20 protein-coding genes and 2 pseudogenes are annotated in these 23,007 nt (G+C 71.3%); 9 read left to right on the top strand and 13 right to left on the bottom strand.

Annotated features, from left to right (window positions below; genetic code table 11):
• The first annotated feature begins 136 nt into the window (after window positions 1–136).
• The 3 genes from ACWFQ8_RS12350 to ACWFQ8_RS12340 all read left to right on the top strand — a co-directional run bounded on the left by ACWFQ8_RS12350 (window position 137) and on the right by ACWFQ8_RS12340 (window position 2,684).
• Window positions 137–1,066, top strand: a complete 930-nt coding sequence (locus ACWFQ8_RS12350; RefSeq protein ID WP_453786135.1) for an NADP-dependent oxidoreductase — start codon at window positions 137–139, stop codon at window positions 1,064–1,066.
• A gap of 86 nt (window positions 1,067–1,152) precedes the next feature.
• Window positions 1,153–2,109, top strand: a complete 957-nt coding sequence (locus ACWFQ8_RS12345; protein ID WP_453786134.1) for an alpha/beta hydrolase — start codon at window positions 1,153–1,155, stop codon at window positions 2,107–2,109.
• 107 nt (window positions 2,110–2,216) lie between these two features.
• Window positions 2,217–2,684, top strand: a complete 468-nt coding sequence (locus ACWFQ8_RS12340; RefSeq protein WP_453786133.1) for a cupin domain-containing protein — start codon at window positions 2,217–2,219, stop codon at window positions 2,682–2,684.
• 19 nt (window positions 2,685–2,703) lie between these two features.
• Here the strand turns inward: ACWFQ8_RS12340 and ACWFQ8_RS12335 are convergent, their stop codons facing one another.
• Window positions 2,704–3,819 carry a trypsin-like serine peptidase gene (locus ACWFQ8_RS12335; protein ID WP_453786132.1) on the bottom strand — a complete coding sequence of 372 codons (1,116 nt, stop codon included), beginning with the start codon at window positions 3,817–3,819 and terminating at the stop codon, window positions 2,704–2,706.
• Between the two features lie 245 nt (window positions 3,820–4,064).
• On the opposite strand from ACWFQ8_RS12335, the gene ACWFQ8_RS12330 reads away from it, so the two are divergent.
• Window positions 4,065–6,110 (top strand): ATP-binding protein, encoded by a 2,046-nt coding sequence (locus ACWFQ8_RS12330; RefSeq protein ID WP_453786131.1) that lies wholly within the window; start codon window positions 4,065–4,067, stop codon window positions 6,108–6,110.
• A 38-nt stretch (window positions 6,111–6,148) separates the two neighbouring features.
• On the opposite strand, the gene ACWFQ8_RS12325 is transcribed toward ACWFQ8_RS12330, so the two are convergent.
• The 9 genes from ACWFQ8_RS12325 to ACWFQ8_RS12285 form a co-directional block, all read right to left on the bottom strand.
• Window positions 6,149–6,718, bottom strand: a complete 570-nt coding sequence (locus tag ACWFQ8_RS12325; protein ID WP_453786130.1) for a sigma-70 family RNA polymerase sigma factor — start codon at window positions 6,716–6,718, stop codon at window positions 6,149–6,151.
• A gap of 124 nt (window positions 6,719–6,842) precedes the next feature.
• Window positions 6,843–8,153 (bottom strand): FAD-dependent oxidoreductase, encoded by a 1,311-nt coding sequence (locus ACWFQ8_RS12320; RefSeq protein WP_453786129.1) that lies wholly within the window; start codon window positions 8,151–8,153, stop codon window positions 6,843–6,845.
• 118 nt (window positions 8,154–8,271) lie between these two features.
• Window positions 8,272–10,320 (bottom strand): ATP-binding protein, encoded by a 2,049-nt coding sequence (locus tag ACWFQ8_RS12315; RefSeq protein WP_453786128.1) that lies wholly within the window; start codon window positions 10,318–10,320, stop codon window positions 8,272–8,274.
• Window positions 10,321–10,508: 188 nt separating this feature from the next.
• Complete coding sequence (locus tag ACWFQ8_RS12310; protein WP_453786127.1) at window positions 10,509–11,342, bottom strand: alpha/beta fold hydrolase; 834 nt, start codon at window positions 11,340–11,342, stop codon at window positions 10,509–10,511.
• Between the two features lie 93 nt (window positions 11,343–11,435).
• On the bottom strand, window positions 11,436–12,248 hold the full coding sequence (locus ACWFQ8_RS12305; protein ID WP_453786214.1) for an alpha/beta fold hydrolase: 813 nt from the start codon (window positions 12,246–12,248) through the stop codon (window positions 11,436–11,438).
• A 179-nt stretch (window positions 12,249–12,427) separates the two neighbouring features.
• Window positions 12,428–13,972 carry an FtsX-like permease family protein gene (locus ACWFQ8_RS12300; RefSeq protein ID WP_453786126.1) on the bottom strand — a complete coding sequence of 515 codons (1,545 nt, stop codon included), beginning with the start codon at window positions 13,970–13,972 and terminating at the stop codon, window positions 12,428–12,430.
• Window positions 13,969–14,691 (bottom strand): ABC transporter ATP-binding protein, encoded by a 723-nt coding sequence (locus ACWFQ8_RS12295; RefSeq protein WP_453786125.1) that lies wholly within the window; start codon window positions 14,689–14,691, stop codon window positions 13,969–13,971. Before ACWFQ8_RS12295 ends, ACWFQ8_RS12300 begins: the two co-directional genes overlap by 4 nt.
• A complete protein-coding gene (locus tag ACWFQ8_RS12290; RefSeq protein ID WP_453786124.1) occupies window positions 14,688–15,224 on the bottom strand; it encodes a PadR family transcriptional regulator in 537 nt (178 codons plus the stop codon). Before ACWFQ8_RS12290 ends, ACWFQ8_RS12295 begins: the two co-directional genes overlap by 4 nt.
• Before the next feature lie 154 nt (window positions 15,225–15,378).
• Window positions 15,379–15,624 (bottom strand): hypothetical protein, encoded by a 246-nt coding sequence (locus ACWFQ8_RS12285; RefSeq protein WP_453786123.1) that lies wholly within the window; start codon window positions 15,622–15,624, stop codon window positions 15,379–15,381.
• A 494-nt stretch (window positions 15,625–16,118) separates the two neighbouring features.
• Between ACWFQ8_RS12285 and ACWFQ8_RS12280 the strand changes: the two genes are divergently transcribed.
• The 3 genes from ACWFQ8_RS12280 to ACWFQ8_RS12270 all read left to right on the top strand — a co-directional run bounded on the left by ACWFQ8_RS12280 (window position 16,119) and on the right by ACWFQ8_RS12270 (window position 19,414).
• Window positions 16,119–16,871: an alpha/beta fold hydrolase gene (locus ACWFQ8_RS12280; RefSeq protein WP_453786122.1), complete on the top strand. Its 753-nt coding sequence runs from the start codon at window positions 16,119–16,121 to the stop codon at window positions 16,869–16,871.
• A gap of 342 nt (window positions 16,872–17,213) precedes the next feature.
• A complete protein-coding gene (locus ACWFQ8_RS12275; RefSeq protein WP_453786121.1) occupies window positions 17,214–18,179 on the top strand; it encodes a hypothetical protein in 966 nt (321 codons plus the stop codon).
• Window positions 18,176–19,414 (top strand): hypothetical protein, encoded by a 1,239-nt coding sequence (locus tag ACWFQ8_RS12270; protein WP_453786120.1) that lies wholly within the window; start codon window positions 18,176–18,178, stop codon window positions 19,412–19,414. The genes ACWFQ8_RS12275 and ACWFQ8_RS12270 overlap by 4 nt, the downstream gene beginning before the upstream one ends.
• 25 nt (window positions 19,415–19,439) lie before the next feature.
• Here the strand turns inward: ACWFQ8_RS12270 and ACWFQ8_RS12265 are convergent, their stop codons facing one another.
• A complete protein-coding gene (locus tag ACWFQ8_RS12265) occupies window positions 19,440–19,628 on the bottom strand; it encodes a hypothetical protein (RefSeq protein ID WP_453786119.1) in 189 nt (62 codons plus the stop codon).
• A 658-nt stretch (window positions 19,629–20,286) separates the two neighbouring features.
• Here ACWFQ8_RS12265 and ACWFQ8_RS12260 point away from each other — a divergent pair.
• Window positions 20,287–20,412: pseudogene (locus ACWFQ8_RS12260) on the top strand (IS5/IS1182 family transposase); the annotation flags it as partial.
• A 167-nt stretch (window positions 20,413–20,579) separates the two neighbouring features.
• Here the strand turns inward: ACWFQ8_RS12260 and ACWFQ8_RS12255 are convergent.
• Complete coding sequence (locus ACWFQ8_RS12255) at window positions 20,580–21,341, bottom strand: maleylpyruvate isomerase family mycothiol-dependent enzyme (RefSeq protein WP_453786118.1); 762 nt, start codon at window positions 21,339–21,341, stop codon at window positions 20,580–20,582.
• A gap of 67 nt (window positions 21,342–21,408) precedes the next feature.
• Between ACWFQ8_RS12255 and ACWFQ8_RS12250 the strand changes: the two are divergent.
• Window positions 21,409–21,570 (top strand): annotated as a pseudogene (locus ACWFQ8_RS12250) (IS5/IS1182 family transposase); the annotation flags it as partial.
• Between the two features lie 12 nt (window positions 21,571–21,582).
• Here ACWFQ8_RS12250 and ACWFQ8_RS12245 read toward each other — a convergent pair.
• Window positions 21,583–22,833, bottom strand: coding sequence for a hypothetical protein (locus ACWFQ8_RS12245; protein WP_453786117.1), 1,251 nt, complete (start codon window positions 22,831–22,833; stop codon window positions 21,583–21,585).
• Window positions 22,834–23,007: the final 174 nt, after the last annotated feature.

Below are 23,007 nucleotides of genomic sequence, written 5' to 3'. Positions count from 1 at the left end.
AAGTACTTCGACATCGAAGCGTATCTCAGATCCATGTGACGCAGGGCACATACCGCGAGGGCATTGCTTCGATGTCGAAGCATGTTTAGATGGAAGTCAAGCGCTTCGATATCGAAGCAAATTTCAGGAGGCAGTCATGAAGGCAGTGCGCTACGAGCGCTACGGCAGCAGCGAAGTACTGCGGGTCGAGGAGGCCGACCGTCCGACACCGGGCGCGGGGCAGGTGCTGCTCAAGGTGGCCGCCACCACGTTCAACCCGGTCGACGCGGCGATCCGGGCCGGCTACTTGCAAGACGTCTTCCCCCTGGACCTTCCCCACGTGCCGGGGATCGACGTGGCCGGGACGGTCGCCGGGCTCGGTGACGGCGTCGAGGGGTTCGGCGTGGGCGACGCCGTGGTCGGCTTCCTGCCGATGAACGTGCCCGGCGCGGCCGCCGAGTACGTGGTCGCCCCCGCGGCGGTGCTGGCCGCGGCGCCCAAGGCGGTCGACCTGGCCGACGCGGCGGCGCTGCCATCGGTCGGACTGACCGCGTGGGAGGCGCTGTTCGAGTACGCCGGGCTTGCCGCGGGTCAGTCCCTGCTGGTGAACGGGGCGAGCGGAGCCGTCGGCGGGTACGCGGTCCAGCTCGCCGCGCGGGCCGGAGCCGTGGTGACCGCGACGGCGAGCCCGTCCCACGCGGACCGGGTGCGCGGCTACGGCGCCGCCCGGATCATCGACCACACCAGCACCACCCTCGCCGCGGCCGGGCTGGGGACGTTCGATGTCGTGCTCGATCTGGTGGCCGCTCCACCGGCCGGGACCGCGGAGCTGGTCGGCCTGGTGTCCGACGGTGGCGTGCTCGTGTCCACGACCGCCGACGCCGACCCGGACCCCTCGCGCGCGGTGCGCACGGCGCGGGTGTTCGCCCGCAGCGATGCGGACCTGCTCGCCGAGCTGGTCGCACTCGTCGACTCCGGCCACCTGCACCTCCACATCGCCGACCGGCGCCCGCTGGCCGACCTGCCCGCGGTCCACGCCGCGGCCGCCGAGGGCCGGCTGCCCGGCAAGACCGTCATCACCCTCTGACCGCGGTCGCCCGGCCGCGCGCCGGGACGGCCCACCGACCCGCCTTCCGCGCCACGTACGTCCGATCGTTCCAAGGAGATTCCGCCGTGCCTTTCACCTTCGACCCGCAGGTCGCCGAAGCGCTCGCCCCGATGGCCGCCGCCATGGCCGCCGCCACTCCCCCGCCGGTCGGCGACGTCGCCGCACGCCGCGCCGTGCTGGAAGGGCTCATCGGCCACACCGACACCGCCCAGCCCACCCCCGACGACGTCACCTCCACCGGTTACCGCCTGACCACCTTCGACGGCGCCCGGATCGACCTGCGCTGGTACACCCGCAAGGACACCGTCGCCGAGCCGGGCCCGGCCGCGGTCTACCTCCACGGCGGCGGCATGATCCTGGGCCACATCGGCCTGTTCGACGGCTCGATCTCCCGCTACGTCTCGGCGAGCGGCACCCCGATCCTCGCCGTCGACTACCGGCTCGCCCCCGAGCACCCGCACCCCGCGCCCGTCGAGGACGCATACGCCGCTCTGGTCTGGCTGCACGACCACGCCGCCGAACTGGGCGTCGACCCCGCCCGCGTCGCGGTGTTCGGCGACAGCGCCGGCGGCGGCATCGCCGCCGCGGTTTCCCTCCTCGCCCGCGACCGGCAGGGCCCGGCGATCGCCAAGCAGATCCTGGTCATGCCGATGCTCGACGATCGGAACCTGACCCCCGACCCGGAGCTCGCGCCGTTCGTGCTGTGGTCCTGGGACGACAACCGCACCGGCTGGGAAGCACTCCTCGGCGACCGGGCCGGCGGGGCGGACGTCTCCGCGTATGCCGCCCCCGCCCGGATAGCCGACCCCGCCGGCCTCCCGCCCGCCTACATCGAGGTCGGCCAGCTCGACATCTTCCGTGACGAAGACCTCACCTACGCCCTGCGCCTGAGCCAGGCCGGTGTCCCCGTCGAGTTCCACCTCCACGCCGGCGTGCCGCACGAGTTCGAAAGCATCGCCTTCGACTCCGACGCCGCCCGCCGCGTCATCGCCGACCGCGTCCGCACGCTCGCCTCCCTGTAACGACCCCGCCCTTGCGGCCGCGGTCCGAGCCACCACCACCGGCCGCCGCGACGAGGCCGCCGCCCCATCGGCGCGGCGGCCTGCGGCCCGACCCTGAGGACACCGCGATGACCATCCCCTACCTCGCCCAACGGCACCAGCAGCAGACCCTCGAATGGATCGGCGGCGGACTGTTCTCGATCCTCCTCGACAGTCGGGCCACCGCAGGACAGCTGACCGTCGGCCGATTCGACGTCCCCAAGGACGAAGCCCCGCCCTTCCACCTCCACACACGCGAGGACGAGGTCTTCCTCCTCCTCGAAGGCGAAGCACTGGTCTGGGTCGGCGACGAACGCCACGAACTGTCCGAAGGCGGCGTCGTCTACCTCCCCCGCAACATCCCCCACGGCTACCGCATCACCTCGGACCGCGCGGACCTGCTGGTCATCGCCACGCCCGGCGGCATGGAGGAGATGTTCCGGCACGCCGGACGCGACATCACCGCCCCTCGCCCGGACGGCTTCAGGATCACCGAGGACAAGCTCGCCGAAGCCGCCGCGCTGCGCGGCAACGTCATCGTCGGCCCGCCGCGCTGAACCCCGCCCACGAGCGGGACTACCGGGTGGACCGGAACCGCAGACTGACACCGTCGAGTACGGCCTTGGCCGTGTCGCCGAGGTAGGGGCCCGCCAGCCAGACCGATGGATCGGGGCCGATCGAGGTGTTCGACACGAGAGCGGTGCGTCCGTCCCCGCCGACCGCGAACCACCCGCCGCCGGAGGAACCGCCCGTCATGGTGCAGCCCACCCGGTACAGCGTCGGTTCGTCGTCCTTGAGCGACAGGCGGCCCGGTTTGCCCGTACAGAAGTGCATCGTGGCGCCGTCGAACGGCGGCGCCGCCGGGTACCCCCAGGTTCCGACGAGGTTCACGTCCCGCACCGCCGGACCGTTGAACGCGACCGGGAGCGCCGCTCCCACGGCTTCCTCGAGCGACCGCGCACCAGAACCGGGAGCGGGCACGACGTGCAGGACGGCGAAGTCGAACGCCGCTCCGTCGCCACCTTCGGATGCGCCCTCGTCGATCCACTGGTCGGAGGTGGCGGCCCAGTCGGCCCACCAGGTCCCGAAGGGTGCCATCTGTCCGGCGGAGGCGCGCTCCAGCGCGTCCGCCGCAAGCGCCTTGTCGTTGAAGGACGGCACGAAGACGATGCTGCGGAACCAGCCGCCCTCACGGCCGGCGTGGACGCAGTGGCCCGCGGTCCACACGAGATTGGAACGGCCCGGACGGGCGGGGTCCTGCACGACGGTGCCGGAGCACGTCTGCGGTCCGTCCGGGCTGTCGAAGAAGACCTTGCCCACCGGCGCCGCCGTGCGGCGGTACGGCGCCGCCACGGGCCTGGCCTCCACAGGGGCCGGCGCGCGATCGCTCACACCCCGCGACTCCGCGAGGTTCTCGGCCACGTTCTTGCGGGGATCGCTCGCTCCCCGCATGCGATCGGGCTTCCACAGCCCCTCGATGACAGGGTTGCTGAACTGCGACGCCTCGCGGGCCCACTGACCGACGCTCCAGCTTCCTCGGCCGTCCTGGGAAGCCCCTGCGGGGTCCGTGCGCACGGCGCAGGCCGGGAGAAGGGCGGCGAGGACGAGAAGGCCTGCTGCTCTGCCCGGGCCGCGGCGGGAGCGCCTCTTGCCCGCCCCGGTGGAGGAGCGAGGGGTAAAGAACGGGTTCACTGTGCAACTCCCCTGTCGGTGACCGGCGTCCGGACGCAGGACGCCGCGGACGTCCGCGGAGAGCCGGCCCCGGCATGTCTCTTGATATCTACGTCCGCGCCGCCGCACCGGTTCAGCGACCGCCCGTGACCAGCCGACCTCCGAGGCATACAACAGCCGTTGTACTTGCCGGTAACCTGTGATTCTCGGGCGGCCTGCCGGGTCCTGCCCTACGGTTGCCCTGCGGGTCCATCGAGGGGGAACGTGTGCGTCGGCGTGGTGCGCTGGGAGATGTACTGGAGGCGGCGCGCGTTCGCGCTTTCGTCGGCCGGAACACGGAGCTGGCGTTGTTCCGGTCCGCGTTGGCGGGTGACCCCGGCGCCTGCCCCGTTCACTTCCTGCACGGGCCGGGCGGAATCGGCAAGTCGACCCTCGTACGTCAGTTGGCCCGCGAGGGACTCCGCGCGGGGCGCACCGTGATCGAGGTGGACGGCCGGACGGTCGCTCCCACCCCTGAGGGATTCGCTGCGGCTGTCGGACAGATCCCCGCGGAACCCGGCGTGGTGCTCCTGGTGGACACGTTCGAACGCTGCCAGGGACTGGAGGGCTGGCTGCGCAACGAATTCCTCCTCGGCCTCCCCTTGGGCAGCGTCGTGGTGATCGCCGGGCGCCGCGGCCCGGACGCCCGCTGGACCTCGGATCCCGGGTGGTCGCAGCTGTTGCGCGTGACGTCCCTGCGGAACCTGCCCCCCGACGACGCTGCCCGGTTGCTGCACGCGCGCGGCCTGCCGGCGGGGGCTCACCAGGCCGTGCTGTCCTTCACCGGCGGCAACCCCCTGGCCCTCTCGCTGGCCGCGGCCGTGGCCGTCAGGGAAGAGGGCGGCGTCAAGTCCGGCTGGAAGCCCAGTCAGGACGTCATCGCCACCTTGCTGTCCAAGCTGCTCGGCGACATCCCCACCCCCGCGCACCGCAGAGCCCTGGAGATCTGCGCGCATGCTTACGTCACCTCGGAATCACTGCTCCGGGCCCTCATAGGCGAACAGGCATCCGAGTTGTTCGCGTGGCTGCGTCGGCAGCCCTTCGTCGAAGCGACGGACGCGGGCCTCTTCCCGCACGACGTGGTCCGTGAGGCCCTGGAGGCCGATCTGCGCTGGCGGGACCCCGAGGGCTTCGCCGATATGCACAGGGCCCTGCACCAGTACCTCATCGAGCGGGTCCGCGCCGTCTCCGAGGCGCAGTTGCTCCAGGCCACCAGCCCCCTCATCTACCTCTACCGCAAGGAAGCCTCGGCCGACTTCCACAAGTGGCGTGACGGGGACCACGTCAAGGACGAGCCGTACGCGGAGGGGGACCGTGAACGTGTACTGGAGCTGGCCGCATCCGCCGAGGGCGAGGCGTCCGCGGACATCTGCCGGTTCTGGCTCGACCACCAGCCCGAGGCGTTCCGCGTCTACCGCTCGACCCGGACGGGTGAGATCGTCGCGTTCTTCGCGTGGCTGCGCCTGCGGGAGCCGCTGGGCACCGACATCGACCCGATAGCGGACGCGGCCTGGGCACACGCCCGTGCGGCCGCACCGCTCAGACCCGGTGAGCACATGGCTCTGGCCCGCTTCCACGTCCACCCACCGGTGTACCAGCGCACCTCGCCGCCCATGGATCTGATGCACTGGCGCGGGCTGGGCGAGATCTTCCGGGCCGAGCGGCAGGCTTGGACGTTCGTCGTCAAGCGCGACGACGGGCACTGGGACGCGTACATGCGCCACTTCGCGATGCCGTCCGTCGGCCGCCGGCCCCGCGTCGGTCCGCACCCGTACGTCTTGTTCGGCCACGACTGGCGGGCCCAGCCCGTGGGGCCGTGGCTGGAGGAGAGGTCGAACACGATCCTGAGTCACAAGCGCAGACGCGGCGCGGCGTCCCCGTCCGGTGAACGCGCAGAACTCGTGGTGCTGTCCAGGCCGGAGTTCGACACCGCGGTGCGCGACGCGCTCCGTGCGATCCGGCGCCCGGACGTGCTCGCCCGCAACCCCCTCAATCAGAGTCGTGTGGTGACCCACAGCGCCACGACTCTGTCCGCGCTGCTCACCAGCGGCATCGACGCCCTTCGGGAGGGGCGCTCGGGCGACAAGCACCATCGCGCCCTCACCACGACGTACGTCGCGGGCACCCCGACCCAGGAGGCTGCCGCCGAGCGACTCGGACTGCCGTTCAGTACCTACCGCAGGCACCTCAGCGGCGGAATCGAGCGTCTCACCGACCTGCTGTGGCGCAGTGAACTCAACGGCACCACGCTCAACGCAGGAGACCCGACGTGACTGCCCCGGCAGGACGGTGACCGCCGGACGGAACGGTGTCAGGAGTGGGTGATGCCGTTCGCACGGAGGGTGTCGCGCAGGGCGCGCAGGGCGTAGTAGCTGCGTGACTTGACGGTTCCCGCGGGCACGCCGAGGACTTGGGCGGCTTGGGCGACGCTGTAGCCGCGGTAGTAGACGAGAGCGATGACCTTGCGATGGGGAGGGGTGAGCCGGTCGAGCGCGTCGAGAACGACCTGGGTGGTGAGGATCGCATCGATGGCGTCGTCGAGGGGAAGGCCGAGGTCATCGGCGGGTTGGGTTTCGGGGGGTCTGACGGCACGGGCGCGGTGGTGGTCGATGGCGAGGTTGCGTACGACGGTGAACAGCCACGGACGGATGGAGACGGGGTCGGTGGTGGTGGTGAAGTTCTTCCAGGCGCGGGCGGTGGCTTCCTGGAGCAGGTCTTCGGCCTTGTGCCAGTCGCCGTTGAGGAGGCGGGCCGCGTAGCGCAGAAGGGGGGTGGCGTGGTGGTGGTAGACGGCGCGTACGAAGTCCTCGCAGCGGTCGGACTGCGGGAAGGTGGCAATGGCGCCGGGTATCGGTGTCCCGGCTTCCGAAGTCCGCCTCATGTCCTGACACCCTTTGCTTGTTCAATGGTCCGGTTGCGTGACATAGCTCGTTCCTGCCTGGGCCGGGGTACGCCGGGACTCGGACCGGTGCCCGAGTGCTGCGGCCCTCCGGTGTCGTCCGCACCTACGCGGTGCTGCGGTGGGCGAGGGCCTCGACGAGCTGTGCGCGGGACGGGCCCGTCCGGGTGGAGGACGCGGCGTCGGCCGAGATCGCCGAGAACCGTCCCTGCAGGTCACGGGCCAGCGTGACCGGGGTGACCGGGGTGACCGGGGTGGCGTCCTGCCGGCCGAGGACCTCGTCCAGGTCCGTCGGGGGAGGAGAGGGGTCCCCCGCAGCCCCTTCGTTCCGCGCCTGGAGTCGTTCCTCCCAGTCGGTGATCCGGTGGTGGAGGGGTGACAGCAGGTCCTCCGTGAGCCGGTCGAAGCGCACCGCCGTGTCCTCGACACCGCCTTGGCGCAAGGCGTCCCTCAGCAGGACGGTGTGCAGCAGTGCCATGGACGGCCCCAGACCGAGCAGCGGATTGGTCGCCGCCCAGGCGTCGCCGACGCTCACCGTTCCGGTCGCCACCGGTCGCCCGCCGAGGACGAACCGCCGGTAGCTGCTCTCCACGCGCGGTGTGACCCATACACCGGGCGCAGGGCTCCCGGGGAGGGGAGGCAGCAGCGGCTCGTAGAGTCTTGCCGCCCGGCTCCACGCGGACGGTCCGGCGAGCGGGTAGAGATCGAGGTCTTCGTCGCCGATACCCAGGGTCATCGAGCAGCCCCCCCGGCCCGCCGACACCAACGCCACGGTGACACCGTCGAAGTGGCGCACGGACCATCCGGCGCGGCCGTAGCACGCCCGGGGTGAGTCGAAGCGCCGTGTGTACAGGCGCATACCGCTGTCCTGGCGCTCCTCCAGCGGCCGGGGGGCGCCGATCTCGCCCAGCTGTCTGACCATTTTCGAGCTTCGGCCGGCCGCGTCGACCGTCAGATCGGCGAGCACGGCCTCGCCTCCGTCCGTCAGGACGCCCTGGACGTGCGGCCTGCCGGGCAGAAGCTCCTTGCCTGTCAGGAGAGAGGCGACACCGACTCCGCGGTCGACCCGGATGCCGTCGGTCCTGGACATCTCGTCCATCAGAACGCGGGCGATCAGCGGGCGGTGCACGACAGGGTTCGCGCCCCGGCCAAGGGCGCCCAGTGAGGCCAGAGTCCGAGCTACGGCGGGTAGCTCGCCGGACATCATGCGCACGGCCTCGGCGAGCAGTACCAGAGGTCGCTCCCCTGCCGCCCACAGCCGATCGGACGCCCCGCCGCCATGCCCCCGGGAATCCGGCCCCGGCACCGGAGGGAAGGCGGGACGTGGATCGAGAACCGTCACCCGATGTCCCTCGGACGCGAGCAGCAGGGCGACCACTGCGCCCACAGGACCCGCACCGCACACCACAACATGCATTTCACAGCCCTTCGCCGTACTCAAGGGCATGAGCATGTCGGCATCCGCTGCTCACTTCACAGACCGGTTTTCTGCTCACCTTGCCTCTCGGCACGGACGACAGGACCGACGAACGGGGTCAGGGGCCTTCCGACCCGGGGCTCGCCAGGCCGGTGCCCTGGAGCTCGTGATGCCACAGCAGGTCGCTCATTCTGTCGATGCCCGATGTGAGGTGTCGCCGATAGGTACTGAAAGGCAGTCCGAGGCGCTCCGCGGCCGCCTCCTGGGTGGGTGCGCCCCTGAAATACGTCGCGGTCACCGCACGATGGCGCTTCTCGCCACTGCGCTCGTCCAACAGGGCTTCGGCGGCTGCGGCAAGTACCTCGGACAGGCCGCGCCGGCCGTCGACGACCAGCCGGCTGCGGTTGAGCGGATTGCCGGCGAGCACGGTCGGTCTGCGCAACGTGCGCAGTGCTTCCCGGACCGCCGCGTCGAACTCGGGCCGCGACAACACGACCAGCCCGCCGCGCGCGGGCGACGGCGAAGGGGGCATGGGCGCGCCCGACAGCATCGCGGCGCTCTTCTCCTGCAGCCAGGCGTCGGCCGGTTGCGCGCGCCAGTCGTGGCCGAACAGGGCGTAGCGGTGGCCGCCGACGGCGGGACGTTCGTCGGCGGGCAGCAGGTTGAGGTCACGCAGGTAGTCGTTCCAGGACCCGGTGTCCCGCAGCACGGCGTACGACCAGGTGAGCCCGTCGGCGCGGATGTACTCCGATGTGGCGCGCCACTGCATGAAAGTCATTGGCGCGGAAGGGAGTTGGTACGCGTCCGGGTACACCGAGAAGCGGGCCAGTGCCAGGTGCTCACCCGGTCTGAGCGGCCCGTTCGTCCGCGCGTGCCGCCAGGCCGCGGCGACCACCGGATCGACGTCCAGGCCTTCCGGCTCCTCGATGCGCAGCCAGGCGGAGAACGCGAGGACCTCACCGGTCTGGGTCGACCGGTACACGCGGAACTCCTCGGGCCGACGGTCCAGCCAGAAGCCGGCCACGGCCGCGGATTCCTCGCCCTCGGCCCTTCTCGCCAGCTCCAGGACGCGGTCGCGATGGTCCGGACGGTACGGCTGGTCCTGGAACAGGCCCGCCTCGCGCCAGTCGTTGAACTCCGACATGTGGCCGTCGGTGCGGTAGAGGTACGTCAGTGCACCGGTGGCCTGGAGCACCCGGGTCTCGGGCACGGAGCGGACCTGGGAGAGGAAGTACCGGCGCATCTGTCCGTGCATCGCGGCGAACCCGTCCGGGTCGCGCCACCGCAGGTCCGCCTCCAGTGATTCCCGGACGGCGTCGTGCGGGAAGAGCCCGGCGGCCGAGGTCTCGACGTACGGCTGGACACGCAGCCAGGAGAACAGCTCGGGCGCGTCGTCGCCCATCAGGGCGCGGAGCAGGGACTCGGACGTGACGTAGGCGTGGGCGCAGATTTCGAGCGCCTGGCGGTGCAGCGGGCTCGGTGTGTCCCCGATGAGCAGGGGCAGGAGCAGGGCCACGGCGTCCTGATCGGGGCGCCAACCGGAGGCGGGCGCCTCGTCCTTGACCGCGAGGGCGGCCGCCAGCGCGAGCGCGAGCGGGTTGCCGCCGGTGAACGACAGCAGCGTCGTGTGGACGCGGGACGGCACGCCGCGCGTGGTGAGGAACGCGGCCGCGTCCGAGGGCGCGAGGTTGCGCAGGGAAGAGACCTGCAGCAGTCCGCTCCACCCCGGATCGGCCGTCCAGCGGGGGTCGAGGGCATGCCGCCCCGCCACCACGACGACCGCGCCGGCGGGCAGTTGCGGCAGGAAGCGTTCCCACAGCCAGCCTTCGAGCCCCTGGCACTTCTCGAAGGTGTCCACGAGGAGTACCACTCCCGGCGTTCTCACCTGCGGCCCGGCCGCCGCGGCGAAGCCCTCCGGGGTCGGATCGACGGTCCGGCCGTCCACCTCGACGACCGTCCGGCCCGCCCGGTGGGCCTCCCTGGCGAAGCGGCGCAGCAGCATCGACTTGCCGATACCGCCCGGCCCGTGCAGGTAGTGGATCGGGCACGCGCGGGCGTCGCCGGTCAACGCCGCCTTGAACAGCGCGAGTTCCACCTGGCGCCCGACGAAGGCGCGATCCCGGCCGACGGTCAGGCTGTCGTCGATGACGCCTTCGTTCCCGCTCATCGAATCAAGGGCCTCTCTCCCGAAGTGCATGCCGATCCGGGCACGAAGTGCCAACCATCGCACCGGATCTGGCTACGGGACGACCCGGCCAACAGTACGGGGCGTCGGCCGCACCCCGGCGCTCGCGCCGCCCCCGGGGCTCGCGCTCGGAGGGGGGCGGCGCCGGGGCAATCTCCGGTCGTGTGGCGCTACTTGGCCAGGAAGGTGAGGAGGGCCTTGTTGACGTCGTCGGCGTGGGTCCAGAGGAGGCCGTGGGGGGCTCCTTCGAGGACGACGTAGTCGGCGTCGGGGAGGGCGGCGTGGAAGGGCTCGGCGGTGGCCTCGATGGGGAGGATGCGGTCTTCGGTGCCGTGCAGGATGAGGGCGGGGACGTCGATCTTGGGGATGTCGTTGCGGAAGTCGGTGGTCCAGGTGGGGACGGCGGCGCGCGAGGCGTAGGAGGAGGCGCCGGCGGCGGTGGCCCAGTTGGCCCGGACGACCTCTTCGCTGATGCGGGTGCCGAGGTTCTGGTCGAGGTTGTAGAAGGCCTGGTAGAAGTCGGTGAAGTAGGCGTAGCGGTCCTGGGTGACGGCGGTGAGGATGCCTTCGAAGACCGATGCGTCGACGCCGGTGGGGTTGTCGTCGGTCTTGAGGAGGTAGGGCTCCAGTCCGGCGAGGAAGGCCGCCTTGGCGACGCGGGCCGAGCCGTAGGTGCCGAGGTAGCGGCCGACTTCGCCGGTGCCCATGGAGAAGCCGACCAGGACGGTGTCGGTGAGGTCGAGGGTTTCCATCAGGGTGTGGAGGTCGGCGGCGAAGGTGTCGTAGTCGTAGCCGGTGGTGGGCTGGCTGGACCGGCCGAAGCCGCGGCGGTCGTAGGTGATGACGCGGTGGCCGGCGTCGAGGAGGGCGGGGAGCTGCTTCTCCCAGGAGTGTCCGTCCAGCGGGTAGCCGTGGATGAGGACGACGGGCCGGCCGGTGCCGTGGTCCTCGTAGTAGAGGTCGATGGCGGTGCTGTTTTCCTGGCCGACGGTGATGAAAGGCATGGGGTTCTCCTGGGTCGGTACGTGGAACGGCTGGATTGCTGAGGAGCATGCAGGGGGAAACGGTAGCCCCCTGCGGCCTACGGGAGCGTCAGGTCAGCGAGAGGTCGAGGCAGCTGCCTGCTGGATGATGCGGCTGACGGCGTCGGGGCGTGAAACGGGGACGGCGTGGGAGGCCTTGACCTCGACGATGTGCGCGTTCGCGCGTTCGGACATGAAGCGCTGCGCGGCGGGAGGGATGTTGAGGTCTTCGGTGGCGATCAGCGACCAGGAGGGGATGGTCTTCCACGCGGCCTTCGTGGCCTTCTCGTCGAGTGCCGCGGCGGAGACGGGGCGCTGCGTCGTGGCCATCAGCGCGGCCTGGCCGCGCGGGACGTCGGCGGCGAACTGCTGTCGGAACTTGTCCGGCTTGATGGAGACGTCATGGCCGGTCACACCGTCCGGGAGGCGGTAGGGCACGGCTTCGACGACATCGCCGAGCGTGCTGCCGGGGAACTTGTTCGACAGCCCGAGAGAGCTTTCGCCGGTGTCGGGGAGGAAGGCGGCTATGTAGACGAGGGCCTTGACCTTGTCCTCGTGGCCGGTGGCGGCGTTGCTTATCACCGTGCCGCCGTAGGAGTGGCCGACCAGGACGAGGGGGCCGTCGATGCTGTCCATGACGCTGCGCAGGTAGGCGGCGTCATGCTCGGGTCCCCGCAGGGGATTGGCTGCGGCTACCACGGGGTACCCGGACTTCTTCAGGCGTTCGGCGACGCCGTTCCAGCTGGAGGAGTCTGCGAACGCGCCGTGGGCCAGGACGATCGTCGGCTTCGGCCGCGGCGTGGAAGCGGCGGGGTTCGTACCCGTCGCACCTGCGGTACCGGCTATCGAGAAGGCGAGGGTGGCTCCCGCCGCACCGACTGCGGTCAGGAAGCCGAAGCGCTTGCGGGGGGATCCGGAGGGTGACTGACGGGGCACGTCTGCGTTCCTTTTGCCGAAGGGATGGGGACCTGGGTGCGCGTAGCACCGGCGTCATCGCTTGCTACGCGGCGAGGCGGGTCTTGGTTCAAACCTTCGGGACGGAGAGCAAACCGGCGCGTGACTCGGACTCAGGCCGTGCGCAGTTCACCGGCGCGTGTGCTCATCCGCAGGAAGAGCAGGGAGACCAGGGTCATGCCCATGGTTGCCGTGATCGCGGTTCCGGCGAGCATCAGCACCTGGTCCCAGGGCGTGTCCACGATGACGGGGACCTTCTTCGCGCTGACCAGGACACTGTGCGCCTGGGAGTAGGACTGGTCCTCGCAGGCGCCGACGGCGTCACCCGGCAGCGGTGAGCAGCGCCAGGCCTGTATGTCCACGGCGTCGTCGGCGTCGGGAACGGCGAAGCGGGGCAGCAGCACGCCCGCCAGTACCGCGAGGCCCACGGCCGGGGGGACGGGTGCGAGGGTCTGCCAGCCGATCGCGCGGGCCAGGACGTGCCGGGGCGTTCCGGTGGCGATCAGGGAGGCGAGCGCGCGCCGTTGGGCGAGGACCGTGTCGGCGAGCGCGACGAGGAGTCCGGCGGCCGCGATGACCAGGGCCACCAGGGATGCGTATCCGACGAGTTCGTAGGCCCGCTCGTACAGGCCCGTGCCCGTGGGTTCGTAGGGCTCGCCGACCAGTGCGGCGAGGCGGCGGGTGTTCTCCTGCTGTGCGGAGACGGAGGCCACCGTCAGGGCGGCGAGGCCGGCTGCGGCCGAGCCGATGACCAGCGCGACGAGCAGTGCGGAGAACGTGCGGCTGCCCGACCAGGGATCGGCTGTCATGCGGCGGCCCGCGAGCAGTCCGGCCGGTTTGCGGGCGTGGCGTTGAAGGATGCGGCCGATGGTGTAAGTGATCCAGCCCGTGCCCGTGACGACACCGATGCCGACGGCGAGGACGCCCATCACGATCAGCCCACCGGTGATGAGCAGCGGCGCGTCGTCGGCCCGCGGGTTGCGGGTGAAGTAGGTGTGTACGGGCTCGACCAGTGCGCAGGCGCCGAGCCCGGTCGCGATGAGCACGCCGGGCGTGACGCGGGGCTTGCGCCGCCGGGTCCTGCGGACGACGCCGAGGGGGGTGAGGGCAGCCCGGCGCAGGGTGAGCACGGTCAGTGCGGCGACGACCAGCGGGACGCCCAGGGCTATACCGGCCATGGCGGCGGCGTGGGGCAGTACGTCCGTGGGCAGGGGGCGGCGGCCCTGCGCGTCGGGGGCGTCGAGCAGGGCGCGGCCGAGGAGGAACACCGCGAATCCCGCCGCCGCTCCGGGGACGGACGCCAGTCCCGTCTCCACGGCCACGATGCGAATGATCTGACGTGGTGTCGCACCGGCCATCCGGATCGCGGCAAGCCGGTGCTCGCGCGCGGGCGCGCCGAGCCGGCTGCACTGCGCGACCAGGGCGAGGGCCGGCACGGTCAGCAGCACCATCGCGAGGGCGACTCCCGGACGCAGCCCGCTCTCGTTGAGCAGGTCGTTGGTGTAGCGCACCGCCAGAGCGGGAGGCACGGCGATCACCGCGGCGGCGCAGAGCAGCGTCACCGTGCCGAGGGCCGAACTGATGGCGGTCAGGGCGATGCGCACGTGATCGGCGCGGCTGCCCGCGATCGACAGGCGCAGTGTGGTCAACGGGTTCACCGGGCGGTCTCCGGCGCGTTGGTGCCGGCGTGTCCGCCGGCCGCGCTGATCAGGGCGCCGTCGTCGCCCTCCAGCAGGCCGTCGCGCAGGCGGATCTCGCGATCCGCGTAGGCGGCGACCGTGGCGTCGTGGGTGACCAGCATGACGCTGGTGCCCTGGGTGCGGGCCGCGCGGACCATGTGGCCCATGACCATCTCCCCGGCGAGGGTGTCCAGTGCGCCGGTGGGTTCGTCGGCGAAGAGCACCTTCGGCTCCGTCACCAGGGCGCGGGCGAGCGCCACCCGCTGCTGCTGGCCGCCGGACATCTCCCCGGGCAACTGCCGGGCCAGCTCGGCCACACCGAGGCGGTCGAGCCAGTCCGACGCCTGCGCCGTCGCCTGCCGCCGACCGGTTCCGCCCAGCATCAGGGGCAGTGCGACGTTCTCCACCGCGGGGAGTTCTGCCACGAGCTGGCCGAACTGGAACAGCACCCCGAAGTCGGTGCGCCGCAGCAGCGAGCGCCTGGCTTCGCCCATGTCGTCGATGCGGGCGCCTCGATAGCGGACCTCCCCGCCGTCCGGGCGCAGGATCCCGGCCATGAGGTGCAGCAGCGTCGACTTGCCGCAGCCGCTCGGGCCGGTGACGGCGACGATCTCGCCCTGCCGCAGTGCGAGTGACACGCCGCGCAGGGCGGGGCTCGGGCCGTACGACTTCGTCACGGCACGTGTTTCGATCATCATCGGTGCACCTCCAGGCGCAGGTCGGCGACGCGATCCGTTGCGGTCTGCATCCATCGCAGGTCGGCGTCGAGGTGGGCGATCGCCAGGTCGGCGGCGAGTACGTCGACGACAGTCGAGCCCGGGGTGGTTTTCAGCGCTGTCAGTTCACGCATGCGCGCGAGGTGGGCGGCTCGTTGCCCCGACAGGTGTCGGCGGGCACCTGCCTCGTCGGCGACGAGCAGGGCGACCACCGTCTTGGCGAGGAGGACGTTCGACAGGTGTGGAGCGGGAGGTTCGGGCGTACCCAGCCAGTCGAAGAGCAACCGGCGCCCCTCATCGGTGACTTCGAACGTCGTGCGGTCCGGACCGCCGGCCCGGTCGTGGCCCGCCGCGCGGGCCAGACCGTCGCGGACGAGTCGATTGAGCGTCGCGTACACCTGCCCGAAGGCCAACGGCCGTGCGCTGGGGAGGCGGGTGTCGTGCGCCCGCTTGAGCTCGTACCCGTGCAGGGGGTGCGGCGCGAGCAGGCCGAGAAGGATGTGTGAGTGGGACACGCCGCTCACTATTCATTAAGCGAATAGGCGAGTCAAGCACGGCCAACTCGGCGCTGGGGCAGGGAAGAAGGCGTGGGCCGCTCTCACGGCACGTGCGGGAGAATGCCCGACGGAGCGGTCGACTGCCGCGCGCTGCCGGGCCGGTCCCCGGGGGTCAGTCCCGGTCAGCCACCATCGCGCGAGCGGCCCGCACGGCCCGCTCGGGGTCGGGCACCGGCACCCCGTCCAGTTCGTAGGGCCGCACCGCGTCGAGCAGCGGCAGAAGGGCCAACAGCTCGTCCCGCTCGGCACGGCACGACCTGCACCGGTCCAAGTGGTCGGCCACGCACTCGTGCCGCGGCCCGTCGAGGCCGCCGAGCATCTGAGCGGCAAAGGCGATACGGGCGCGTTCGCATTCCAAAGGACTCTCCGAAACTTCGATCCGGCCGCCGCCACGGCCGGCATGTCGGTGTCCGCTGCGACGCGACGCCGGAATCCGCCCACCCTACGGGCTGCCGTACGGCAACGGAATCGTTGCGCTGCTCCGCCTCGACCCGATCGGCGGTGACCTTCGGGGCGGCAGGGCCGGAGGCGTTCCCAGAGCCCCGGCGGGGGCGGGGCGACGGGGGCTGTCCCGGCGGCGTTCCCGTGCGCGGGCGCCCGGTCAGCGCGTGCACGCGTCGGTCGACGCCGGCGACCGGGGTTCTGTCATGGGCACCGCCTCTCATGGCCGACGGCCCGCACGGTCGCAGGCCTCGGCGTTCCTACGGCCGGGGGCAGCGGGCGGTTCAGAACCCCGTTCCCCGGCCGAGCCCACACTCGTGGTGAACCTGTTCCGCGCTACCGCCGTCGTCACGGATGGGCCGGCCCGTGCTGCACGGCCCTCCGTTGCCTCCCGAAGAAGAAGGAATTCCCATGACGGCAGTCTTCGTTCACGGCGTACCCGAGACCGGCGCTCTGTGGGACCGGCTGCGGGCCCGCCTGGGCACCGCCTCGGTCGCCCTGCGGCTTCCCGGATTCGGTGCGCCCCTCCCCGACGGATTCGGCTCGTCCATGGACGAGTACGTGGAGTGGGTGGAAGGGGAACTGCACGAGCTCGGTGGCCCCATCGACCTGGTGGGACACGACTGGGGAGGCCTCCTGGTGGCGCGGATCGCCGCCAGGTCCCGTGTCACTGTGCGCAGTTGGTCCGTGGATGTCGCCGGCATCCTTCACCCTGCCTACGTGTGGCATGACATCGCACAGCTCTGGCAGACACCGGTAGCGGGGGAGGCATGGGCGACCAGCACGCTTCAGGCAAACGACCCCGCGAGTCCTCTCAGCGCCTGTGGCCAACTGCGAGCCGCAGGCGCTCCCGAGGACGACGCCCGGGCCATGGGCGAGAGCTTCGACGCGACCATGGCCTCGTCCGTCCTCGCGCTGTACCGCTCCGCGACCCCCAATCCGTTCGCTCACTGGGGGACGGAGCTGACGTCACCGACCGGTGCGCCGGGCCTGGTCCTGCACCCGACGCTCGACCCGTTCGACGGTCCTGCCTCGCGGGTGGTGGCCGCCACCCTTGGCGCGCGCTTCGAACCCCTCGACGGACTGGGCCACTGGTGGATGCTCCAGGACCCCGCCACCGCGGCCGGCGTCCTGGAGAAGTTCTGGGCGGATCTGGGCGCGTGACCGCCCTGGCGCCGGCGGCCCGGGCCCCCGGCCCTCGGCCCTCGCGTGCCGCGTGGAACAGGGTGTCGAGCCGGCTCATCTCGCGCCGGCCCCCGACGAGCGTCCCCGCGTGCGGTACCGGACGAGGTTCAAGAAAGGCATCTCCATGCACGTCCGTGTGTGCGGCCCCGCGCCCGCCCCGTCCCCGCCCGTGCTCCCGCCCCCGCCCCTGCCCCCGCCGTCCGAGTCGCCTGCGGCGCGCCCGCCCGAGCGGGGGGCGGGCGAGGGATGAGCGCTCCGACGGCTCCATCCCCGACGGGGACGGCCGGTGTGGGAGACGGCGGCGCCGGGTAGGGCGGGATCATGCCCGACATCCCCCTGGCCGAAGTGGCACTGCGAAGGGCGCTGACCGTTGTCGACCGAACGGCGGAGTTGGCGACAGAGCTGGCCACCACCCTTCGGATCATCCCGGATGACGCCGCGACCCGTACGGCGGCGACACCGCTCGGCGTCGATGTACTGGCCTTCGGGCCTGCGGAGTTCGAAGCGGTGGCCCGTCGTCTGGAACCGCTGGACCAGCTGATCGCGACCGTCCCCCCGGACGCCGACGGAATGCGGTGGCGCTACCTGGACGAAGCCGTTCTGTTCCGTTGCGAGACGGAAGTGGGAACGCCCTTCGACGAGTTCACCGCCGGCGTCGACATCAGCCGGGTGATCGGTCTGACCAGCGGCTACCTCACAGGTCGTACGGAGGTCCGGGCGCGCGACGAGACGGGAAGGCCGATCCGCCAGGTCGAGCGCAGCATCAGCCGGGCGCAGCCCGCCTACCTCGCGCTGTCCGGCGCCCGTGTACTCGACGTATGCAAGCTGGAGACCATCGACTACGGCCCGGACGGGCAGGTGCTGCGCTGGCGGCAGGTGCACAGTGCGAACGCCTCCGCGGTTCAGGACGACGGCTCGGTGTCCTTCGCCCGGACCCCCGGCGGCGGCACCAGCGTGGTCATCTGCGCCTATCAGCGGTTCGCCCTCCCCCCGGTGTGGCGGGCGATCACCCCCGTACTGTGGCCCGCGGTCCGGCGCGCTCTGGTGGAGGACGCCTACCGCAGGTCCTTCCTCGCCACACTGGACACCATCGCGGCACACGGGCAGGGCAGCGCCGTGCCGGTCGAGGAGACGGTCGGTGCCGCCTCCGCGCTCCGGGGCACCGTCGCCCGCGCGGCCGGGCCGTTGACCCTGTTGGCCGGGTTGGCGCCGTGGAGGCCGACGCGGCCCGAGTTCACCGACAGTTCCGGCTTCCGCCACTTCCCGCCCGAGAGGCAGCCCCGTTGACCGCACCCGCCACCCCGCCGCACGAGTACCCGTACGCCTTCCACATCGCCCTGGACGGCAACGGCCTCAACGGACTCGAAGGCCGGGCGGGAGTCTGCGTCTTCCGCTACGACCCGGTCACCGGCCGGTACGCGTACAAGATCGACTACTACGACGGTATCGCCGGCGGCCACGCCGTCAGCGTCAGCCCGGACCACGCTCTCGGATTCCTCGGCAACACCGGCCAGCACCTGCTCTTCTACGACACCGCCACCCTCGACGAGACCGACCGCCTGTCCAGCCTGCGGATCGAACCCACCGACTCGTCCATCAAAGGCACCACACACATCGTCTGGCTGGGGGACCGGGAGGTCGTCGGTGCGATCGGCGAGAACCTGTGGCGCTTCGACCTCGACACGCTCGACCGGCCGGAGCGTCTGGGCCCGCACGGCCTGAAGCTGCCCCACGCCATGAAGACCACGGCCTCGGGCCGATACCTCGTCTACGGCGGCATGGACCACCCCGGCCGCGGCGAGGCCCGCGAGGTCGGCATCTTCGACCTGCGCACCGGCACCGCCCGCCGCGTCGACTTACCCGCCACCTGCTGGCATGTGGCCGTTCACCCCCGCGAGGACCGGTTCTACGCCCTCTCCTTCCGCGTCCTGCCCCAAGAGGGACACGACTGGCACGAATGGGCCATGGCCTACCTCAAGGAGTACGTCTTCGAGATCGACGCCGAACACGGGCAGGTCCTGCGCCACTGGACGGCCCCGCGGGAGACTCCGGCGCACATCAACTCGGACGTCTGCGTCTCCGACCGTGAACTGATCTACTGCAACGGCGGCAGCGGCACCATCGTCATGATCGACCTGAACGACTTCGCCACCCATCGGATCATCGACGAGCGCCCCGGCCTGCCCGAGCAGCTCCTCGCCGGACGGCAGTCGCTCCACCAGGTGACCGACGCCTTCACCCGCGGCTCACCGGCAGCGAGCAGCAGGCACTTCCTCGCCGCTCTGCGGGTGTCGCGCGGAACCCTGCTGGATTCGGTCTACGCCTGCCAGCTGTCCGCGGACCAGACCCTCCTGTTCACCGCCAACCGAGGGCTCAACACCATCACCGTCTACGACTACCCCGCCAACACGATCCGCCGGCGGGTGCGCATGCCGCAGCTGCGGCAGTACGTCGACGGCCTCCCCTGGTGGCACGACCCTCGGCTCGGCTTCCACCACAGCACGCTGATCTCCCCTCCGTGAGCTCCCAGGCACCAGGGGCCCCCCGTCACACCGCTGGACTGCGGTGCGCAGGCGTCGTACCCGTCGGTGTGCGCAAGGTGGTGTGCAGGCGGGTGCGCAGGTGCACGAGGGCGTCGTAGTCAGCGACCTCCGCGAACCCGTTCAGCAAGCGCCCGATCAAGACGTCGTCGCCGGCCCCCACTGCCCGCACGATCGCCTCGACCGTCTCCCGCACCGCGGGAGACGGTCCCCTGAGACCTGCTGTTCCACTGCCGAGACCACCCCGTGCCGCGGCAGGCCGCGCTGTCATGTCGCCCCGTGCGGAATCGCTTGTGGCGAGCCTGGCTCGCAACGTTCCGGCTGGGGGCCCGCTCGGTGTGGTCATGCACCGATCCTGCGCACGTGCGAGAACAGCCAAACTCAGCCACCGCGCCGCAGGCCCCGCCGTGCCGCTCGGCTCTGGGCGGATCTCGGTGAGTCCCGTCCGCGCCTGTCCGGGCGGGCCATGGGGTACGACGGCGGAAACCCTCCCCAGCTGCGGCCTTCGGAGCCGGTGAGCGTGTCGTTGCGCCGACACCTGCCGCGCCGACCTCGGCGACAGCGTCACCAAATGCCCGTGACCGGCCCGCGGGAGCGACCACGGCCGCGCCACCTGGGGGGCGCGGCCGTGGTCGAGATGCGTGCCCGCTCCCCACGGACGGGCAGGCCCGTGGGCAGACAGTGATGACACCATCTTCGGCCTGGGAGGCAACGAAACCATCAGCGGCGGTCCGGGAAACGGCGGGGAGGGCAGCGACACCCTCGTCGCCACCGACGGCGTCAATGCCAACGACAGCCTCGACGGCGGTCCCGCGTTCGACTCCTGCACCCGCGACGCCGGCGACGCGATGGTCAGAGCCGCCGTCGGCAGAACACTCGCGATCGTCGACGGCGGCTGTCCCGGCACCGGACTCGTCATGCCCCACCGACGCCGCAAAGGCGAAGACCTGCCCGACTGGCAGCAGGCGCAACAGAAAGCCTGGTCGTAACAATATCCGCTTCCCGCCTGAGTCGGCAGTGCTGCGGGAGGCGCTCGGGCCCGAGCTGTACGAGGCCGTACCGGCCCTCCGCCGCGCGGACGCGGAGCTGTTCGCGATGTTCACCGAGGCGGACGTCATCAAGGCCGTCCGCCGGCGGTACGGACTGGCTACTCCTCGGGCTCCCAGGCGATCAGCTGCTCGAACACATGCCGGTCGCCCTCGATCCTCAGATCGCTCAGCGTGAGGCGGCCCCAGACGAAGAGGAGCAGTTGCTCGGCCGTGCCCGTGGCCGAAGTGGAGGCGGGCGCGGCGTCGTCCGTGAGGGGTGCGGGCCAGGCGCCGGTGCCGTCCAACGCGAGGAGCCAGGAGCGGCCCTCGGTGGCGTGGTAGTGGATGGTGGCGGCCTCGTGCGGCCAGGCCGCCGGGGTGGAGTTGCAGGTGTCGAGAAACTCGGCCACGCCGTCGATCGCGACGTCCGCCGGCATCGGCTGCACGGCGCCTGCGGCGAGCTGGGCGTCGTAGGTGTGCACCAGCACCTCGTGCACCCGGCGCCGGGCAACGCCCCAGGCATTCGTCGGCGATACGCCGGCGCCCCACCACGCCCAGCACTCGCGCTCCGGGCCGGCCTCGCGCAGCGCACTCAGCAGCAGCTCGTTCGACTCGGCGTACCAGGCCAGCAGGGCCTCGTGCTCGCGCGGCACCTCCGCGGCATCCTTGGCCGGCGGAGCCTCGGCCGGGCCCGCGGCGACGATCGCGGCCCACCAGCGCTGGCCCGTACCCAGGTGCTGCACCAGATCGAACAACGTCCACTCGGGGCAGGACGGCACCGGCGCCTCAAGGCCGGGCGCGGCGGCAACCGCACTCCGGAACGCGGCCGACCGCTCGTCTATCAGACGCAGCAGGGCGGAAAACCCAAGACTCTCTGTCACATCGCTTACCTATCACCCCAGCTCAGCCGACCGCACCCTATTTTCCAGGCCGTCAGCTGCGGGAATTGGAGCCGGCCTGGGCTCGGTCCGCCGGGTAGTCGAGCGGACGAAGGGGTGGATCCACGGCTTCCGACGGTTACGGATCCGCTGGGAGATCCGCGACGACATCCACGAGGCGTTCCTGAAGCTCGCCTGCTGTGTGATCACCTACAGGCGAGTCCAGGCATCGTGTCAGCTCCTCTTAGCCCTGGTTCTCGATCTGCTCGACGATCCAGCCCCCGAGCTCCGCGGTCATCAGGGTGTGCGGCTGGTTCTGCGAGGCGAGCCTGAAGTCGTCGAGCTCGCTCGTCTCCGGTGCGAGGCCGTCGATGTTCACGTAGAGGTCCGCGTCGGTGGTGACGTCGCGGATGGCGACGGCACTGACGGAGGGCACGAACGCGTGGTGTCGGTTGTGGGCGATCGTCTTGAGCCCGAGGATCGGGGGCTGCTCGTTGAGCTTGTCGGCCAGGATGCCGAAGCCCTCCAGGGTGCCGCCGGGGGCCCCGTCGATCTCGGGCAGGTCGTCGGTCCGTACCTCCTTGGCCGGCGGCAGGGTCACCAGCCGCAGCTTCGCGACGAGCTGGTTGTCGCCGCTGCGCTGGGCGTAGAGGTGAGTGCCCAGGATGGCCAGGCCCTTGCCCTCGACCGCGTGGTCGCCGGGCTTGATGCCGTTGCCCTGGCCGGTTCCGACACCATTGGCGACGCCGATCTTCAGAGGGATCGCGGGCCAGTTGCCCATCCGGTCCAGCTCGGCGAGGAGCTGTTCGCGGAGTTCGTCCACGCGGGGCTTGCCGTCCCACTCCTCGATGTGCCAGGCCAGCAGCTGCCGGGCGGCCGGGCTGTTGATCTGGCGGGAGAAGCCGCCATTGAGGTCCCGCGAGTAGTGCGCGAACGCCTGGAGGCCCAGGGGGATCCAGGCGCCGCGGTGCGGGGTGTCGTACGACCAGTAGAGGCCGGTCTGGTGGTCGATCCGCTGGGACTCCATCTTGGTGAGGGCGTAGCGGGTGACGAGGCCGCCCATGCTGAAGCCGCCGACGGCGAGTCGGTGGTCACCATGGCGCATGTCGCCGGCTCGGAGGATCGCTTCGATCGCGGCGGCCGCGTTCTGCTGGATCGCGGCGCTGCGCTCGTGGAAGCCGAGGACGATGAGGTCGTGCCCGCGGCGGCGCAGCTCGCTGAAGAAGGCGTACTGTCCCCAGTCCAGGCCCTGCCACAGCATGTCGATGCTGCTCGGCCCCATGTTGAACCCGTCGGCGGCGATCACGGGCTTGGTCAGCCGGTCGCTGCCCTCGGCGTAGTAGACCCAGGCGGTGCCCCCCGGCAGGTCCCAGACGTCGCTCGGGACGGGCGGGATCTGAGTGGGCGGCTCCTTGGGGCCGGGGGCCAGGACGATGGGCGCGGCGGCGGCGAGGGCTTCGCGGATCTGCTGCTCGGTGGCCTGCGGCTCGGTCATGGGCGGATTCCTTCCCTTGGGCAATCACTATGAGTGCCTGTGTGAACACGGAGAGTATGCCTCAATCGGTGCGGGTGATTGTGGAGGGTGGAAGCGGGAAGGGCGGCGGAGCCCGCGATGACCACGAAGCCGTCGACGCCGCCGCCCACCCGGATGGGCACTGGGACACAGCGT

Source organism: Streptomyces sp. NPDC055254 (assembly GCF_053606025.1).
This window is presented reverse-complemented; position numbering and strand designations above follow the sequence as displayed.

Excerpts from the sequence above, each read along its gene's own strand:
- ACWFQ8_RS12350 (WP_453786135.1), top strand. The coding sequence starts at position 137 with ATGAAGGCAGTGCGCTACGAGCGCTACGGCAGCAGCGAAGTACTGCGG.
- ACWFQ8_RS12340 (WP_453786133.1), top strand. The coding sequence starts at position 2,217 with ATGACCATCCCCTACCTCGCCCAACGGCACCAGCAGCAGACCCTCGAA.
- ACWFQ8_RS12325 (WP_453786130.1), bottom strand. The coding sequence starts at position 6,718 with ATGAGGCGGACTTCGGAAGCCGGGACACCGATACCCGGCGCCATTGCC.
- ACWFQ8_RS12320 (WP_453786129.1), bottom strand. The coding sequence starts at position 8,153 with ATGCATGTTGTGGTGTGCGGTGCGGGTCCTGTGGGCGCAGTGGTCGCC.
- ACWFQ8_RS12315 (WP_453786128.1), bottom strand. The coding sequence starts at position 10,320 with ATGAGCGGGAACGAAGGCGTCATCGACGACAGCCTGACCGTCGGCCGG.
- ACWFQ8_RS12310 (WP_453786127.1), bottom strand. The coding sequence starts at position 11,342 with ATGCCTTTCATCACCGTCGGCCAGGAAAACAGCACCGCCATCGACCTC.
- ACWFQ8_RS12295 (WP_453786125.1), bottom strand. The coding sequence starts at position 14,691 with ATGATGATCGAAACACGTGCCGTGACGAAGTCGTACGGCCCGAGCCCC.
- ACWFQ8_RS12280 (WP_453786122.1), top strand. The coding sequence starts at position 16,119 with ATGACGGCAGTCTTCGTTCACGGCGTACCCGAGACCGGCGCTCTGTGG.
- ACWFQ8_RS12275 (WP_453786121.1), top strand. The coding sequence starts at position 17,214 with ATGCCCGACATCCCCCTGGCCGAAGTGGCACTGCGAAGGGCGCTGACC.
- ACWFQ8_RS12245 (WP_453786117.1), bottom strand. The coding sequence starts at position 22,833 with ATGACCGAGCCGCAGGCCACCGAGCAGCAGATCCGCGAAGCCCTCGCC.